Origin of the sequence: Sphingopyxis sp. (assembly GCF_041916015.1) — a bacterium.
Classification (GTDB): Bacteria; Pseudomonadota; Alphaproteobacteria; order Sphingomonadales; family Sphingomonadaceae; genus Sphingopyxis.
Genome location: NZ_JAYSAH010000095.1, coordinates 15,880 through 29,402 on the forward strand (window position 1 = coordinate 15,880; position 13,523 = coordinate 29,402).

At 66.2% G+C, this 13,523-nt stretch carries 14 protein-coding genes and 2 tRNA genes; 8 read left to right on the forward strand and 8 right to left on the reverse strand.

Going from position 1 to position 13,523, the window contains the following annotated elements; translation table 11 throughout:
• Positions 1–125: 125 nt before the first annotated feature.
• On the reverse strand, positions 126–1,907 hold the full coding sequence (locus tag ACE3SL_RS14020) for an ABC-F family ATP-binding cassette domain-containing protein (RefSeq protein WP_374526345.1): 1,782 nt from the start codon (positions 1,905–1,907) through the stop codon (positions 126–128).
• 134 nt (positions 1,908–2,041) lie between these two features.
• On the opposite strand from ACE3SL_RS14020, the gene ACE3SL_RS14025 reads away from it, so the two are divergent.
• A complete protein-coding gene (locus tag ACE3SL_RS14025) occupies positions 2,042–2,788 on the forward strand; it encodes an SIMPL domain-containing protein (RefSeq protein WP_374526346.1) in 747 nt (248 codons plus the stop codon).
• A gap of 24 nt (positions 2,789–2,812) precedes the next feature.
• Here ACE3SL_RS14025 and ACE3SL_RS14030 read toward each other — a convergent pair whose 3' ends face one another.
• Positions 2,813–3,493 (reverse strand): prolyl hydroxylase family protein, encoded by a 681-nt coding sequence (locus ACE3SL_RS14030; RefSeq protein WP_374526347.1) that lies wholly within the window; start codon positions 3,491–3,493, stop codon positions 2,813–2,815.
• A gap of 103 nt (positions 3,494–3,596) precedes the next feature.
• Between ACE3SL_RS14030 and ACE3SL_RS14035 the strand changes: the two genes are divergently transcribed.
• The 3 genes from ACE3SL_RS14035 to ACE3SL_RS14045 all read left to right on the forward strand — a co-directional run bounded on the left by ACE3SL_RS14035 (position 3,597) and on the right by ACE3SL_RS14045 (position 5,307).
• Positions 3,597–3,673, forward strand: a tRNA-His gene (locus tag ACE3SL_RS14035).
• A 97-nt stretch (positions 3,674–3,770) separates the two neighbouring features.
• A complete protein-coding gene (locus ACE3SL_RS14040; protein ID WP_374526348.1) occupies positions 3,771–4,820 on the forward strand; it encodes a Glu/Leu/Phe/Val dehydrogenase in 1,050 nt (349 codons plus the stop codon).
• Positions 4,821–4,953: 133 nt separating this feature from the next.
• Positions 4,954–5,307, forward strand: a complete 354-nt coding sequence (locus ACE3SL_RS14045; protein ID WP_374526349.1) for a YbaN family protein — start codon at positions 4,954–4,956, stop codon at positions 5,305–5,307.
• A gap of 101 nt (positions 5,308–5,408) precedes the next feature.
• Here the strand turns inward: ACE3SL_RS14045 and ACE3SL_RS14050 are convergent, their stop codons facing one another.
• The gene (locus ACE3SL_RS14050) at positions 5,409–5,891 is read right to left on the reverse strand and encodes a DUF6456 domain-containing protein (protein WP_374526350.1); all 483 of its coding nucleotides are present in this window, start codon (positions 5,889–5,891) and stop codon (positions 5,409–5,411) included.
• Positions 5,892–5,976: 85 nt separating this feature from the next.
• Between ACE3SL_RS14050 and ACE3SL_RS14055 the strand changes: the two genes are divergently transcribed.
• The gene (locus ACE3SL_RS14055; protein WP_374526351.1) at positions 5,977–6,537 is read left to right on the forward strand and encodes a helix-turn-helix domain-containing protein; all 561 of its coding nucleotides are present in this window, start codon (positions 5,977–5,979) and stop codon (positions 6,535–6,537) included.
• A gap of 119 nt (positions 6,538–6,656) precedes the next feature.
• On the forward strand, positions 6,657–7,826 hold the full coding sequence (locus ACE3SL_RS14060; protein ID WP_374526352.1) for a glycosyltransferase: 1,170 nt from the start codon (positions 6,657–6,659) through the stop codon (positions 7,824–7,826).
• A 104-nt stretch (positions 7,827–7,930) separates the two neighbouring features.
• Here the strand turns inward: ACE3SL_RS14060 and secF are convergent, their stop codons facing one another.
• The 3 genes from secF to yajC are packed head-to-tail and all read right to left on the reverse strand — an operon-like array spanning position 7,931 to position 10,922.
• Positions 7,931–8,911, reverse strand: coding sequence for a protein translocase subunit SecF (gene secF / locus ACE3SL_RS14065; protein WP_374526353.1), 981 nt, complete (start codon positions 8,909–8,911; stop codon positions 7,931–7,933).
• Between the two features lie 15 nt (positions 8,912–8,926).
• Positions 8,927–10,540 carry a protein translocase subunit SecD gene (gene secD, locus ACE3SL_RS14070; protein ID WP_374526354.1) on the reverse strand — a complete coding sequence of 538 codons (1,614 nt, stop codon included), beginning with the start codon at positions 10,538–10,540 and terminating at the stop codon, positions 8,927–8,929.
• 52 nt (positions 10,541–10,592) lie between these two features.
• Positions 10,593–10,922, reverse strand: coding sequence for a preprotein translocase subunit YajC (gene yajC / locus ACE3SL_RS14075; RefSeq protein ID WP_374526355.1), 330 nt, complete (start codon positions 10,920–10,922; stop codon positions 10,593–10,595).
• Positions 10,923–11,166: 244 nt separating this feature from the next.
• Between yajC and ACE3SL_RS14080 the strand changes: the two genes are divergently transcribed.
• Positions 11,167–11,243, forward strand: a tRNA-Pro gene (locus ACE3SL_RS14080).
• A 44-nt stretch (positions 11,244–11,287) separates the two neighbouring features.
• On the forward strand, positions 11,288–12,031 hold the full coding sequence (locus ACE3SL_RS14085; RefSeq protein ID WP_374526356.1) for a TSUP family transporter: 744 nt from the start codon (positions 11,288–11,290) through the stop codon (positions 12,029–12,031).
• A 33-nt stretch (positions 12,032–12,064) separates the two neighbouring features.
• On the opposite strand, the gene ACE3SL_RS14090 is transcribed toward ACE3SL_RS14085, so the two are convergent.
• Together ACE3SL_RS14090 and ACE3SL_RS14095 are read right to left on the reverse strand one after the other, a co-directional pair.
• Entirely contained in the window at positions 12,065–12,406 is a 342-nt protein-coding gene (locus ACE3SL_RS14090) for a hypothetical protein (protein ID WP_374526357.1), read from the reverse strand.
• A 100-nt stretch (positions 12,407–12,506) separates the two neighbouring features.
• Complete coding sequence (locus ACE3SL_RS14095; protein ID WP_374526358.1) at positions 12,507–13,484, reverse strand: NADPH:quinone oxidoreductase family protein; 978 nt, start codon at positions 13,482–13,484, stop codon at positions 12,507–12,509.
• Between the last annotated feature and the right edge of the window lie 39 nt (positions 13,485–13,523).

Genomic DNA, 13,523 nt, shown 5'->3' on the forward strand with positions numbered 1-13,523 from the left:
ATTACAGCAGCGGCGTCCCCGTGAAAACGGGAATCCGGTGTTCGAGGTCGGCCGACGCATGTTTCAGGTCCCCGCTTTCGCGGGAATGGCGAAGAGAGAGGATGCTACTCCCACCCGAAAGCTGTTTACCCCAGCGCTTCAACCTCTTCTGCCAGCGCCAGCCAACGGTCCTCGGCGGCGCCCTTCTCGTCACGCAGTGTATCGAGCTGCTTGGTCAGCGCGGTGAAGCGCGCATTGTCACGGGTGAAAAGGCTGCCGTCGGATAACTCGGCCTCGATCTTTGCCATTTCCGTATCGATTTCCTCGATCCGCGTGGGCAGCAGATCGTAGTCGCGCTGGTCCTTGTAGCTGAGCTTCTTGCGCGCCTGTGGCGGCGGAGGAGGTATAGTTTCGCCGGTTGCGGTCTTCGCCTTCGCGGCGACGGGCTTCACGCGCTTCGCTTCCCAGTCGGCATAGCCGCCGGCGACAATATCGACCTTGCCTGATCCGTCGAGGCCGAGCGTCACGGTGACGGTGCGGTCGAGGAAGTCGCGGTCGTGGCTGACGAGCAGCACCGTGCCTTCATAGTCGGCGATGACTTCCTGGAGCAGATCAAGCGTTTCGAGGTCGAGGTCGTTCGTGGGCTCGTCGAGGACGAGCAGATTCGATTCGCGGGCGAATTCGCGTGCAAGCAGCAGGCGCGATCGCTCGCCGCCCGACAATGCGCCGACGCTCGCCTCGGCGATGGCGGGATCGAAGAGGAAGTCCTTCAAATAGCCCTGAACATGCTTCTTGACCCCGCGCACCTCAATCCAGTCGCCGCCGTCGGCGAGGATGTCGCGGACGCGCTTTTCGGGCGAGAGGAGGCTGCGCTGCTGGTCGATCACGATGCCGTCGAGCGTCGGAGCGAGCGTGACCGTGCCCTCGTCGGGCTGGATTTCGCCGGTGAGCAGCTTGAGCAGGGTCGATTTGCCCGCGCCATTGGCGCCAACGATGCCGATGCGATCGCCGCGCTGGACGCGAAAATCGAAGTCCTTGATGATCGTGCGATCGCCGAAGCGCTTGCTAATATGATCGGCGACAATCACCGATTTCGAGCGGACATCGTCGTTGGCGAGGCCGAGCTTGGCGACGCCGGGGCCGCCGATCATCGATGCGCGGGTGGCCCGCATTTCCATCAGCTTCTCAAGCCGGCCCTGGTTGCGCTTGCGGCGCGCGGTGACACCGCGTTCGAGCCAGTGCGCCTCGAGCCGGAGCTTGGCATCGAGCTTTTCGGCGGCGCGCGCTTCCTCGGCGAACACCCCTTCCATCCAGGCATCGAAGCCGCCGAAGCCGATTTCCTTGCGGCGGATGCTGCCGCGGTCGAGCCACAAAGTCTGCCGCGTCAGGCGGGTGAGGAAGGTGCGGTCGTGGCTGATGGCGACGAAGGCTCCCGTGTAGCGCGCCAGCCAGTTTTCGAGCCAGTCGATCGCCGCCAGGTCGAGGTGGTTCGTCGGCTCGTCGAGCAGCAGCACGTCGGGGTTCTGCGCGAGCGCGCGGGCGATGGCGGCGCGGCGGCGTTCGCCGCCCGAGGCGCTTGCCGCCTCGCGGCTCATATCGATGCCGAGCTGGTCGGCGATGGCGGCGACCTCATGCTCGGGCGGCCCGTCGTTGCCCGCGACGGCATAGTCCATCAGCGTCGCGAAGCCGCGGAAGTCGGGCTCCTGTTCCAGCAGGACGACGTGCGTGCCGGGGACGATCGTGCGCTTGCCCTTGTCGGCGTCGATGCTGCCTGCGAGCAGCTTGAGCAAGGTCGTCTTGCCCGCGCCGTTGCGACCGATCAGCGCAAGGCGGTCGCGCGCGCCGATATAGATGTCGAGGTCCTGGAACAGCCAGCCGCTGCCCTGAACCAGGCCGAGGCCTTCATATGATAAGATCGGTGCTGCCATGATGAACGGCTCGCTACTGGCGCGTTCAGCATCATGCAAGCGTATCCCACGCAAAGGCCGGAACGGGTTCGCTCCGTCAGCGTTACGGAGTGGTCATCAGTTACGGCCGGAACTCCGGTCCACAGGAGAATGAAATGACGAAGCAAATGCTCACCGCTATGGCTGCCGGTATCGCGCTGATGGCGGCGGTGCCCGCCACGGCCCAACAGGGAGGATCGACGGTGACGACAGCGACGGCACAGGGGCCCATTCTTTCTTTCAGCGTCAGCCAGGAAGTGCGCTCGCGTCCCGATCAGGCGACCGTCGGCGCCGGCGTCACCACGACCGCCCCGACTGCGGTCGAAGCGATGCGTGCCAACGCCGCCGCGATGGACAAGCTGATCGCCGCCGCAAAGGCGCGCGGGATCAAGGCCGAGGATATCCAGACGAGCGGCATCAACCTGTCGCCGCAATATGATTACAACAACCGCGGCGACGGCCAGCCGCCGCGCTTCCTGGGCTATCAGGTTTCGAACAGTGTTCGCGCGACGACGTCGAAGATCGACGATATCGGGCCGCTGCTCGACGCGCTCGTCGCCGCGGGCGGGACCAATGTCGACGGGCCGTGGTTCGGGATGAAGGACCCCGACGCGCAGCTCGTCGGCGCACGCGGCGCGGCGATCAAGGAAGCCGAAGCGAAGGCGGCCGATTACGCGCGGCTCGCGGGCTATCGCGGCGCCGAGTTGGTGTCGCTCAGTGAAGGCAGCTTCGGTGGGCCGCAACCGCCGATGCCGATGGTGCGGATGCAGGCGATGGACGCCGCCGGCAAGGCGACCCCGGTCGAGCCGGGGCAGGTCGCGAACACGCTGACCTTGAGTTTTCAGTATCGGCTGGTTCGCTAAAACTTCCGGAGGAAGGGGGCTGGCTTAGCCCAGCTCCCCCTCCGCCCACGGCCAGGGCCGTTCGCGGAACCATTTGGTGATGATATATTTGCGGCCCTTGCGCACCTTCATCCCGTGGTGGAGCGTTTCGGGGTTCGGCGTGCCGTCGATGCGGACATTGTTCCACGCGAGCAGCTTGCCCGTTTCGGGCTGGTGCATCTTGCCGGTCGAGAGGAAGCGCGTGGCCCCGCCCGCGGGCGGCTCGTTGAGGTAGATCATCAGCGTCCAGCTGCGCTGGCCGGGCACCGCGCAATAGGTTTCCCAGTCCGCGCCGTCCGGATCGAAATAATCGGTGTGCGCCTTGAACTCCTCGCCGACATCGTAGCGCTGGCCCTGCAGCGGCTCGCCGTAGGCGAGCGGAATGCCGGTGAGATCGTGGAGGCGGCGGTTCACCGCGATGACCAGGGGCAGGCGGTGATCAAGGTCGCAGGTCGAGCTGGTGCGGAAGGCTTCGTCGCCATTGGGGTCGGCGATCGTCGATGGGCGGGCGTCGCCATCGATCAGCGCCATCAGCCCGGCGCAGGTTTCGGCATCAAGGAATCGCGGGAGCATATATTGCTGGAGCTTCGGCGAGGGCGCGCGCCGGATGCCGGGAACCGCAGCGAGCCGGCCGGCGGTGCGGTCGGCGCCCGAGGTCGCCATATCGACATGTTCGTTGCCAGCCATGGTGCGCTTTTAGGGATGCGGGGGGCGTGCGAACAATGCTTGACGAAGGGAGAGGGCGCGCCTATCGCCGCGCGCTGTCGCAGGCGGTTTCGCCCGGCGTGTGGCGATCATAGCTCAGTTGGTTAGAGCGCCGGTTTGTGGTACCGGAGGTCGTGGGTTCGAGCCCCATTGGTCGCCCCATTTTCTCTATCTTTGCGCATAGCAGCTTTTGGGGTGACACCCGGACCCGGACGGATTATTACGCAATGACGTAATTTTCTAACGCGAGGAGGCGCGCATGTCTGCTGTCTGGGATTTCGCCGATTTCGACGATCATGAACATGTCCATATGTTCCGCGATCGCGCGAGCGGGCTGACGGCGGTTATCGCGGTCCATTCGACGCATCTCGGCCCCGGCGCGGGCGGCGTGCGCTACTGGCACTATCCGCAGCGGGCGGCGGCGATTACCGATGCGCTCCGCCTGTCGCGCGGCATGTCCTACAAGAATGCGATGGCGGGGCTGCCGATGGGCGGCGGCAAGGGCGTGATCCTGGCCGACGAGAATGGCGCCAAGACCCCCGAATTGCTCGCGGCATTCGGCCGCGCGGTCGAGTCGCTGGGCGGGGCCTATGTCACCGCCGAGGATGTCGGGATCACCGATGCCGACATGGTCGAGATTTCCAAGCAGACGAAGCATGTCAGCGGGCTTCCCGTGGCGAGCGGCGAAGCGGGCGGCGATCCGGGGCCGTTCACCGCGCTTGGCGTCTATCTGGGCATCAAGGCGGCGATTCGGGAAGGTCTCGGTACCGACAGCGCCGCAGGCGTGCGGATCGCGATTCAGGGCGTCGGCAGCGTCGGCGGCGGCGTCGCGCGGCGGTTGGCTGCCGAAGGCGCGAAGCTGACCCTCGCCGACGTCAATCTGGCACGCGCGAAGGCGCTCGCCGAGGAACTGGGCGCCGACCTTGCCGATTCGGCGGCGATCATGGAGATCGAGGCCGATGTGTTGAGCCCCAACGCGCTCGGCGCGATCCTGACCGAACGGAGCATTGAAAAGCTGCGCGTCCCGATCGTCGCGGGCGGCGCGAACAACCAGCTCGCGACCGCGGCCGACGGCCAGCGCGTCCACGACCGCGGCATCGTCTATGCTCCCGATTATGTGATCAACGCGGGCGGGATCATCAACGTCGCCCTCGAATATCTGGGGCAGGGCAGCCGCGAGGAAGTGGAGAGCCGCATCCGCCTGATCCCCGGCCGGCTGGCCGAGATCTGGGCCGAGAGCAAGGCGAGCGGTACGCCGGCATCGGCCGTCGCCGACCGGATGGCGCAGAAGCTGATCGGCCGGGGGTAAGCGCCGCCCCGCGAAGGCGGGGGCCGCAGTCGTTTTACGTCGCCGGCGGGGGACAAGGCCTCCAGCGGCCCCGCCTTAGCGGGGGCGACGATACAGGTGGCGCAACGACCCAAATCCGCTAAGCCAGCCCGTGATGAAACGGCATTTCTATCTGGTCGCAGGATGGGCTTCGCTGGGACTCGGCGCGATCGGGGCATTTCTGCCGCTGCTACCCACGGTCCCGTTCGTCATCCTCGCGGCTTTCTGTTTCGCGCGCTCGTCGCCGCGTCTCGAAGCGTGGCTGCTGACCCACCCGCATTTCGGGCATCATATCGTCGCCTGGCGCGAGAAGGGCGCGATCAGCCGAAAGGGCAAGATGGCGGCGACCGCGGCATTCGCGGTCAGCATCCTGTTGGCGGCGATCTTCTCACCCTGGCCATGGGTGATGGCACCGGTAATTGCGGCCGGGGTGACGGGGAGCTGGATCTGGACGCGGCCGGAAGGGTGAAAGGTTAAACCCGATTTCGTCATACCCGTTTTCTCGGGAATCACGAGGTTATGAAAGGCGCGGCAGGTCGCCTGCCGATCGCCGGAGGTCGGCCGGGCCCATCACCGCACCCCGTAAAACCGCGCCAGCCGATCGAGCGCCAGTCCCAACACCAGCTTCCCAGACCGCGCCGGCCAGCCGAGCGCCTTTTCCGCCCCGCCAATCCCCTCGCCTGCGCAGATCACCCGCCAGCAGATATCGGCCAGCCCCGGCCCGACATGATCGACCGCCGCATGAAAGCGCCGGTGGGCGTCGATCCGCGCCAGCGACGCATCGGAAGCCCGTGCTCCGCCGCGGCCTTTCGCCGGCGGCGCCGCATCCCAGCGCATCGTCACGCGCGCCGCCAGTCCTGCGCGCTCGTAATCGGCGCGCAGCCGCTCCCCCGCCTGTAATTGCTCCGGCGTCAACATCCCGCGCGACGCAAGCCACGCGATCGGACTTTCGGCGACATTGACCGTTACATGCCGCATCATCTGCGGCCCCGCCTTGCCGGGATCGAGTCGGTCGTCGGGATGAACGCGCGTTTCGAGGCGGCGTGCGGTCATGCGATTCTCCTTCATCACACGACCCGCTTGACATTGGATTATTTTGTAGGAAAGAAGAAACCGATTTGGTTATCGGAGACCTGCCATGATCAACAGTATCCGCGCGGTGCGCCGCGCCAAGGGGCTGACGCTCGAGGACGTCGGCCAGCGCTGCGACCCGCCGACCACCGCGCAGACGATCGGCCGCCTTGAAACCGGCACGCGCACGCTGTCGCTCGGCTGGATGAATCGCATCGCCAAGGCGCTCGGAGTCGAGGCCGCCGAACTCGTCCAGCTGCCGCAGGACACGCAGCTTACGATCACCGCGCACCTCGGCGCCGATGGCGCGCAGGCGCCGACGCGCATCGAGCAGGCGCTCACCGCGCGTCCGGGCGAGGATATGGTGGCGGTACGCGTCACCTCCTCGATCGGCGATTATCGCGCAGGCGACGAAATCTGGTGCCGCCGCATCGAGGGCGACTGGGCAAGCGCGCTCAACCGCGACCTGCTCGTCCCCCGCCCCGCCGGCCGTTTTTTCTTCGCGCGCCTCCTCAATGTCGATGGCGAAAAGCTCCACCTGCTTCCGCTCGGCACCGGCCAGCGGCAACAGGTGGTCAGTAATCCGCCATGGGCCGCCGTGGCGGTGCGGCTGATCCGTTCCTTGTAAGCACATCCTATGTCCCAACCCATCGTCATTGCGAGCGAAGCGAAGCAATCCAGAGCGGTTTACGCCTGCTCTGGATTGCTTCGCTTCGCTCGCAATGACGCTCTAATTGGACAAGTGGCGTGAAGCCTCTCCGCATCCTCTCCATCGCTACCCTTTTCCCCGACGCCGCGCGCCCGAACTTCGGCCTGTTCGTCGAAAAAAGTCTGCGCGCGCTCGCGGCGCAGCCCGGAATCGACCTCACCGTCGTGGCGCCGGTCGGACTGCCGTCTTTCCCGCTCTCGCTGCATCGGCGCTATCGCGCGCTTCGCGCTCTGCCGCACCGCGAGCAATGGAACGGCCTCACGGTCCACCGTCCGCGCTTCGCGCTGGTCCCACGCTATGGCGCGCGTTTCAACCCGGCGCGGGTCGCAAAGGCCGTGCTGTCTGCCGTTGGCCGCCAGTCCTTCGACGTCGTCGATGCGCAATTCTTCTACCCCGATGGCCCCGCCGCGATGCGCGTCGCCGAAACGCTCGGCCTGCCCTTCTCGGTCAAGGCGCGCGGAGCCGACATCAGCCATTTCGGCCACGCCGCGGCAACGAAAGTTCGGCTTGTCAAAGCGGGACATCGAGCGGAGGGGCTGCTCGCCGTCTCCGAATCGATGCGCCGCGACATGGCGGTGATCGGCCTCGATCCGGCGAAAATCACGGTCCACTATACGGGCATCGATACTGCGCGCTTCCATCCCGGCGACCGCGCGGCGGCGCGCATGGCGCTCGGCATGGACGGCCAGCCCGCAATCGCGACCGTCGGCGCGCTGATCCCCCGCAAGGGCCAGGCGCTCGTCATCGAAGCGTTGCCAGCGCTCCCCGGCGTCCATTATTGGCTTGCCGGCACTGGCGAGGAAGAGGGGCGTTACCGCGCGCTCGCCGAGCGTCTCGGCGTCGCCGATCGCGTCCATCTGATGGGCGCGGTCGCGAATGCCGATCTGCCGCAACTCTATCGCGCCGCCGACGTCGTCGTCATGCCATCGGCCAGCGAAGGCCTCGCCAACGCCTGGGTCGAGGCGCTCGCCTGCGGGACCCCGATTGTCATCAGCGATGCCGGCGGCGCCGCCGAACTCGTCACCTCGCCCGCCGCGGGCCGCATCGTCGAGCGAACGCCCGAGGCGATCGCCGAAGCGGTGCGCTCGATCCTCGCCGTCCCGCCGTCGCAGGCGGACGTCGCCGCCAGTCTCGCCGGCCGCTTCGACTGGAACCGCAACGGCCGCGAGCTGGCGGAGCATCTCCGCCGCTGCGCGGGGCGTAGTTAGCGCGGCACCAGCCCGCTCCCCACCCGGCCTCCCTAGGTTACTATCATTGGGGAGGCCGGGTGGGGGAGCGGGCCGGTGCCGCTTCCGACGTCAGTCGGATAAAATCACACCACCGCGCCATCATCCTTGCGCGTCACACGCTCGGCGCCTTCGGTCGCCGCACTGGTGCGCGGCACGAAGCTGTGCGGGCCGACCTTCAGCCACACCAGTACCGGCGTCGACATCAGGATCGACGAATAGGTGCCGACAAACACGCCGAACAGCATCGCGGCGGTAAAGCCGAAAATCACGTCAGGACCGAAGATCAGCAGCATGGCGAGCGCCAGCATCACCGACACGCTGGTCATCACGGTACGCGACAGCGTTTCGTTGATGCTGAGATTGAGCAACGGCACGATCTCCATCTTGCGGTATTTCTTCAGATTTTCGCGCACGCGGTCATACACGACGATCGTGTCGTTCAGCGAATAGCCGACGATGGTCAGCAGCGCGGCGATGCTGTTCAGGTCGAACTGCAACTGCGTTACCGCAAAGAAGCCAAAGGTCAGCGCCACCTCGTGAAACAGGCGGCCGAGCGCGCCGACGCCGAACTGCCATTCGAAGCGAATCCAGATATAGATCGAGATGCCGAGCATCGCGAGCGCCAGGCTGAGCGCGCCGGTGTTGATCAGCTCACCCGATACCTTGCCCGACACGGTTTCGACCGAGCCGGTGTGCGCGGCCGGAAACGCCTTCTGGATGCCCGCGACGAGCTGCTTGCCCGCGCGGTCGGCGACCGTCTTGTCGCCTTCGGGCAGCGCGGTGCGGATCGAGACCGCCTTGTCCGATCCGAATTGCTGGATCGTCGGTTCGCCGAGGCCGATGTGGCTGACCTTCTCGCGAATCTCATCGATCGGCGGCATCGCGCCGGGGAATTCGACGCGAACCGACTGGCCGCCGACGAAATCGACGCCCAGGTTCAGCCCCTTCACCGCGACGAGCGCGATCGAGATGGCGACGAGGATGAAGCTCATCGCGGACGCAACCTTGCGCCACTTCAGAAAGTCGATGTTCGTGTCGTCGGGGACGAGTTTCAGCAAACGCATGATGTCGCCCTTTCCTTAAATGTTGATCGTCGTCGGACGCGTCTTGTGCAGCCAGCGGGAGGCGAACAGGCGCGTGACGGTGACGGCGGTGAAGACGCTGGTGACGATGCCGATGGTGAGCACCACCGCAAAGCCCTTGATCGGACCCGAGCCGAACCAGAACATCAGCGACGCCGCGATGACGTTGGTGACGTTCGCGTCGAAGATCGCGCGGCTCGCTTCCGAATAGCCGAGTTCGACCGCCTGGAAGACGCGCCGCCCGCGCTTCAATTCCTCGCGTATGCGCTCGTTGATCAGCACGTTCGCATCGACCGCGGCGCCGATCGTCAGCACGAAGCCCGCGATGCCCGGCAGGGTCAGCGTCGCGTTGAAGAAGGCCATGATCGCGACGATCAGGAAGATGTTGAAGAAGAGCGCGACGTTCGCATAAATGCCGAAACGGCCATAGACGAGGATCATCAGCGTCAGCACCGAGACCGTGGCGACGATCCCCGCGATCACGCCCTTGCGGATCGAGTCGGCGCCGAGTTCGGGGGTCACCGTCCGCTCCTCGACCACCGTCATCTTCACCGGCAGCGCGCCCGAACGCAGCGAGATCGCAAGGTTGTTCGCGCTCGCGACGCTGAAGCTGCCCGAAATCTGGGCGCTGCCGCCGAGGATCGGCTCGTTGATCGACGGCGCCGACAGCACGCGGCCGTCGAGCACCATCGCAAAGCGCTTGCCGACATTCTGCGCGGTAACCTTGGCAAAGGCGGCCGACCCCGCCGAATCAAAGCGGATGTTGACGACCGGCTGCCCCGACTGCGCGTCATAGCCCTGTTTGGCGTCGAGCAACTGCTCGCCGCTGATCATCACCTGGCGGCGAAGCACCTCGAACGGCGCGCCGGCGCTGGCGCCTTCGGCATAGGGGACGATCTCGCTGCCGACCGGAACACGGCCCGCGGCCGCCTCGTTCGGGTCGGCATTGGCATCGACCATGCGGAATTCGAGCCGCGCGGTCTTGCCGATCAGATCCTTGAGCTGCTGCGGGTCCTGCAGGCCCGGCACCTGGACGACGATCCGGTCGTCGCCTTGACGGATGATCGTCGGCTCGCGTGTGCCGAGCGCATTGACGCGCTTGTCGATGATATCGCGCGCGGTATCCATCGCGTTCTTGATGGCCTGCGCCTGCCCTGCACTGGTTGGCGTCAACACGATCCGCGTCGTATCGATGACATCGATCCGCCAGTCGCGCTGGCCCGTCATCCCCGCGCCACCTGTCTCCTTGAACAGACGGTCGCGCGCTTCGTCGAGCTTCGCCTGGTCGCGGACGAGGAAGCTGATCTTGCCGCCCGCGGTCGACAGTTCGCCGATCGCGATGTCGTCGTCGGGCCCGCGCTCGCCGCGCATCGCGGCGCGCACGGTCTTTTCCATATTGGCGAGCTGCGTCTTCTGGAGATCCGAAACATCGGCTTCGAGCAGCAGGTGGCTACCGCCGGCGAGGTCGAGGCCCAGATTGACCTTGATCTGCGCGATCGAGGGCAGCTTGTCGAAGGTCTTTTCGGGCAGGAAGCTGGGAATGGCGAACAGGATGCCGAGCAGCAGGATGATGCTGATGCCGATGGTCTTCCAGCGCGGGAAATCGAGCATAGGGAAATTCCGGTTGGTCTGGGCGCCGCCGTTTCCGGCAGCGCCAAAGGCATCAGTCGTTCGCGGGTTTCGCGCCGGGCGCGAGGACGTCGGAGATCGTCGACTTCACGACCTTGATCTTCACGCCCTGCGCGATTTCGACGTCGGCGAAATCATCGTCCACCCGCGTCACCTTGCCGACGATGCCGCCGCCGGTCACGACCTGGTCGCGCGGCTTCACCGCCGCGATCTTGGCGCGATGCTCCTTCATCCGCACCTGTTGCGGGCGGATCAGGAAGAACCAGAAAACGACGAAAATCAGCAGATAGGGCACCAGCATGATGAAACCGGCGGCCCCGCCCCCGGATCCAGCCGCCTGGGTCAGAAGCAGATTGGTCGACATGAATGAAAGACTTTCTGTTTTCAGCATCGCCCTTCCCTCGGAACGGGCACGCAAAATAATGGCGCGGCGCCTATCACGCGAGGAATTTCGACGCAACCGCTCGCTGCGCGCCTTCCCCCAATGCAGGCGCGGCAGACATGGGGGTGCGGGCGGAGAGATCAAGGCGGCAGCGACGATTGCACAGGAGAGCCTTGCATCCCCCGCCAACCCGCGCTAGGGGCCTCGCCTGCCCAATCGGGCCGGTCGGGACGTAGCGCAGCCTGGTAGCGCATCACACTGGGGGTGTGGGGGTCGGAGGTTCGAATCCTCTCGTCCCGACCAATTCGAACCGCGATACAAGCGGTTCAGACGGAAAGCGGCGGACGATGCAAACCAGCATCCTGATCGTGGTCGCCGCCTTTCTGACATCGATCCTCTCAGGCATTTTTGGCATGGCCGGCGGCCTCGTCTTCATGGGCGTCCTCGCGTGGCTGCTGCCCGTCGCCGCCGCGCTGGCACTGCACGGCACGATCCAGTTCGCCTCGAACAGCTGGCGCGCCCTGCTGCACCGCCGGCATATCGTCTGGCCCGTTCTCCTGTGGTTCGGGGCGGGCGCTGCCGCCGCGGTCGGCTTTTTCTCACTCGTCCTGTTCGCACCCACGAAATTCTACGTCTTTCTCGGCCTCGGCCTGATGCCGATCCTCGTCTGGCTGCCCGAAGGCTGGCTGCCGCTCGACGCCGCCAATCGCGGGCAAGCGCTCGGCGGCGGTTTCGTCTCGACCGGAATCGCGCTCGTCGCGGGGGTCTCGGGGCCGGTGACCGACATGCTGTTCATCAACACGCGGCTCGGCCGGCACCAGATCGTCGCCACGAAAGCGGTGATGCAGGCGATGGGTCACGCCTCGAAGATCGTCTTTTACGGCGGCGTGCTGCTGAGTGCCGCGGCGCGCGACGCGATCCCGCTCGGCGCGACCGCCACCGCAATCCTCGCGTCGATGGCGGGTATCATGGTCGGCGGCGTCATTCTCGACCGGATCAGCGACGCGTATTTCCGCACGAGCCGCCGCTGGCTCGTGACGTCGATCGGCGCGACCTTCCTCTTTCAGGCGATCCGGATCGCAGTCGGCTGAGGCGGCGTCGCGATCGACGCCGCCCCCTCCGGCTCAGTTCGCCTCCTGCGGGGCGTCCTGCGGCTCTTCCTGCGGCGGCGGCATCGCGCGCGCCTTGCGCATCGCTTCCATCTCGCCCTTGTCGATGAAGCCGTCGCCATTGGCATCGAGATGCTTGAAGAAGGCATCGACCTTTTCGGGCGCGGCGAGCGACGGGTCGCCCTGCCGCTGGGCGCGCATTTCGGCCATCTTGGTCACCTCGGCCTTGTCGAGCTTGCCGTCGCCATTCGCGTCCATCATCGCGAAGATGCGGCCGCCGTCCTGCGGCGGCTGCGCGGCGGCAAGCCCGGGCAAGGCCGCGCCGAACGCAGCGGCGATCATCGTCCATTTCCTCATAATCTGTCCTTTTTCATCGTCATTGGCGAAACCGCCGGGTACCCCGGCGCGGACATGGGGCCGCGGATGTCGCAAAACTATGGCAGCGCCCTTCGCTTCGTCACGGACGCAGCACGACTTTCCCGATCGCCTCGCGTCGTTCGAGCATCGCGAACCCGGCGCGCCACTCGGCGAGGTCGAGCGCCGCATGGACGTGCGGCCGGATACGACCTTCTGCCGCGAGCCGGTCGATCGCCGCGACATTCTCCATCCCGCGCTCGGGAAAGCGGCGGCCATATTCGCCCGCACGGACCCCGACGACCGAAAAGCCCTTGATCAGCGGCATGTTGACCGAAACCTCGGGAATCCGGCCCGATGCGAAGCCCACGACGAGCAGCCGCCCGTCGAACGCGATGCACCGCGTCGATTCGTCGAAGACATCGCCGCCGACCGGATCGAAGATCACATCGGCGCCCCTGCCGCCGGTCAGCGCCTTCACCGCATCGCGAAACCTCGGCCCGGCGGCAATCACAGCATCGGGCGCATAAAGCCGCTCGACCGCCGCCCGCTTCTCCGCGCTGCTCGCCGCTGCGATCACCCGCGCGCCGAGCGCGTTGGCGAGATCGACCGTCGCCAGTCCCACGCCCCCCGCCGCGCCGTGGACGAGCACCCACTCGCCCGGCGCGACGCGCCCGCACCGGACGAGCGCCACATAGGCGGTCAGATAGGCCACCGGATAAGCGGCGGCTTCGTCCCACCCCAGTATCGCGGGCTTCGGCCGGAGCGCCGCGGCGGGAACCACGCAATATTCGGCCATCGCCCCGAAGCGGTTGCCGCCGACCACCGCGTCGCCGACCCGCCAGCCGGTAACGCCCTCGTCCACGGCATCGACCTCGCCCGAAAATTCGAGACCGGAGACGAAGGGGAGATCGGGCTTCAGCTGATAATCCCCGCGCGTCATCAACAGGTCGGGAAAATTCACCGCCGCCGCCCGCACCCGCACGCGCACCTCGCCGGGCTCCGGTGCGGGCACGGGCAGATCGACCAGCCCGACCCCGCCATGACCGGGCAGAAGTTCGCTGACCTGCAAAGCCCGCATCGAGAAAAACCTTTCCTACATTGTTCCCATATGGTCCGT

Excerpts from the sequence above, each read along its gene's own strand:
- ACE3SL_RS14020 (WP_374526345.1), bottom strand. The coding sequence starts at position 1,907 with ATGGCAGCACCGATCTTATCATATGAAGGCCTCGGCCTGGTTCAGGGC.
- ACE3SL_RS14040 (WP_374526348.1), top strand. The coding sequence starts at position 3,771 with ATGTCTGCTGTCTGGGATTTCGCCGATTTCGACGATCATGAACATGTC.
- ACE3SL_RS14090 (WP_374526357.1), bottom strand. The coding sequence starts at position 12,406 with ATGAGGAAATGGACGATGATCGCCGCTGCGTTCGGCGCGGCCTTGCCC.
- secD (WP_374526354.1), bottom strand. The coding sequence starts at position 10,540 with ATGCTCGATTTCCCGCGCTGGAAGACCATCGGCATCAGCATCATCCTG.
- ACE3SL_RS14030 (WP_374526347.1), bottom strand. The coding sequence starts at position 3,493 with ATGGCTGGCAACGAACATGTCGATATGGCGACCTCGGGCGCCGACCGC.
- secF (WP_374526353.1), bottom strand. The coding sequence starts at position 8,911 with ATGCGTTTGCTGAAACTCGTCCCCGACGACACGAACATCGACTTTCTG.
- ACE3SL_RS14025 (WP_374526346.1), top strand. The coding sequence starts at position 2,042 with ATGACGAAGCAAATGCTCACCGCTATGGCTGCCGGTATCGCGCTGATG.
- ACE3SL_RS14055 (WP_374526351.1), top strand. The coding sequence starts at position 5,977 with ATGATCAACAGTATCCGCGCGGTGCGCCGCGCCAAGGGGCTGACGCTC.
- ACE3SL_RS14095 (WP_374526358.1), bottom strand. The coding sequence starts at position 13,484 with ATGCGGGCTTTGCAGGTCAGCGAACTTCTGCCCGGTCATGGCGGGGTC.
- ACE3SL_RS14050 (WP_374526350.1), bottom strand. The coding sequence starts at position 5,891 with ATGACCGCACGCCGCCTCGAAACGCGCGTTCATCCCGACGACCGACTC.
- ACE3SL_RS14085 (WP_374526356.1), top strand. The coding sequence starts at position 11,288 with ATGCAAACCAGCATCCTGATCGTGGTCGCCGCCTTTCTGACATCGATC.
- yajC (WP_374526355.1), bottom strand. The coding sequence starts at position 10,922 with ATGTCGACCAATCTGCTTCTGACCCAGGCGGCTGGATCCGGGGGCGGG.
- ACE3SL_RS14045 (WP_374526349.1), top strand. The coding sequence starts at position 4,954 with ATGAAACGGCATTTCTATCTGGTCGCAGGATGGGCTTCGCTGGGACTC.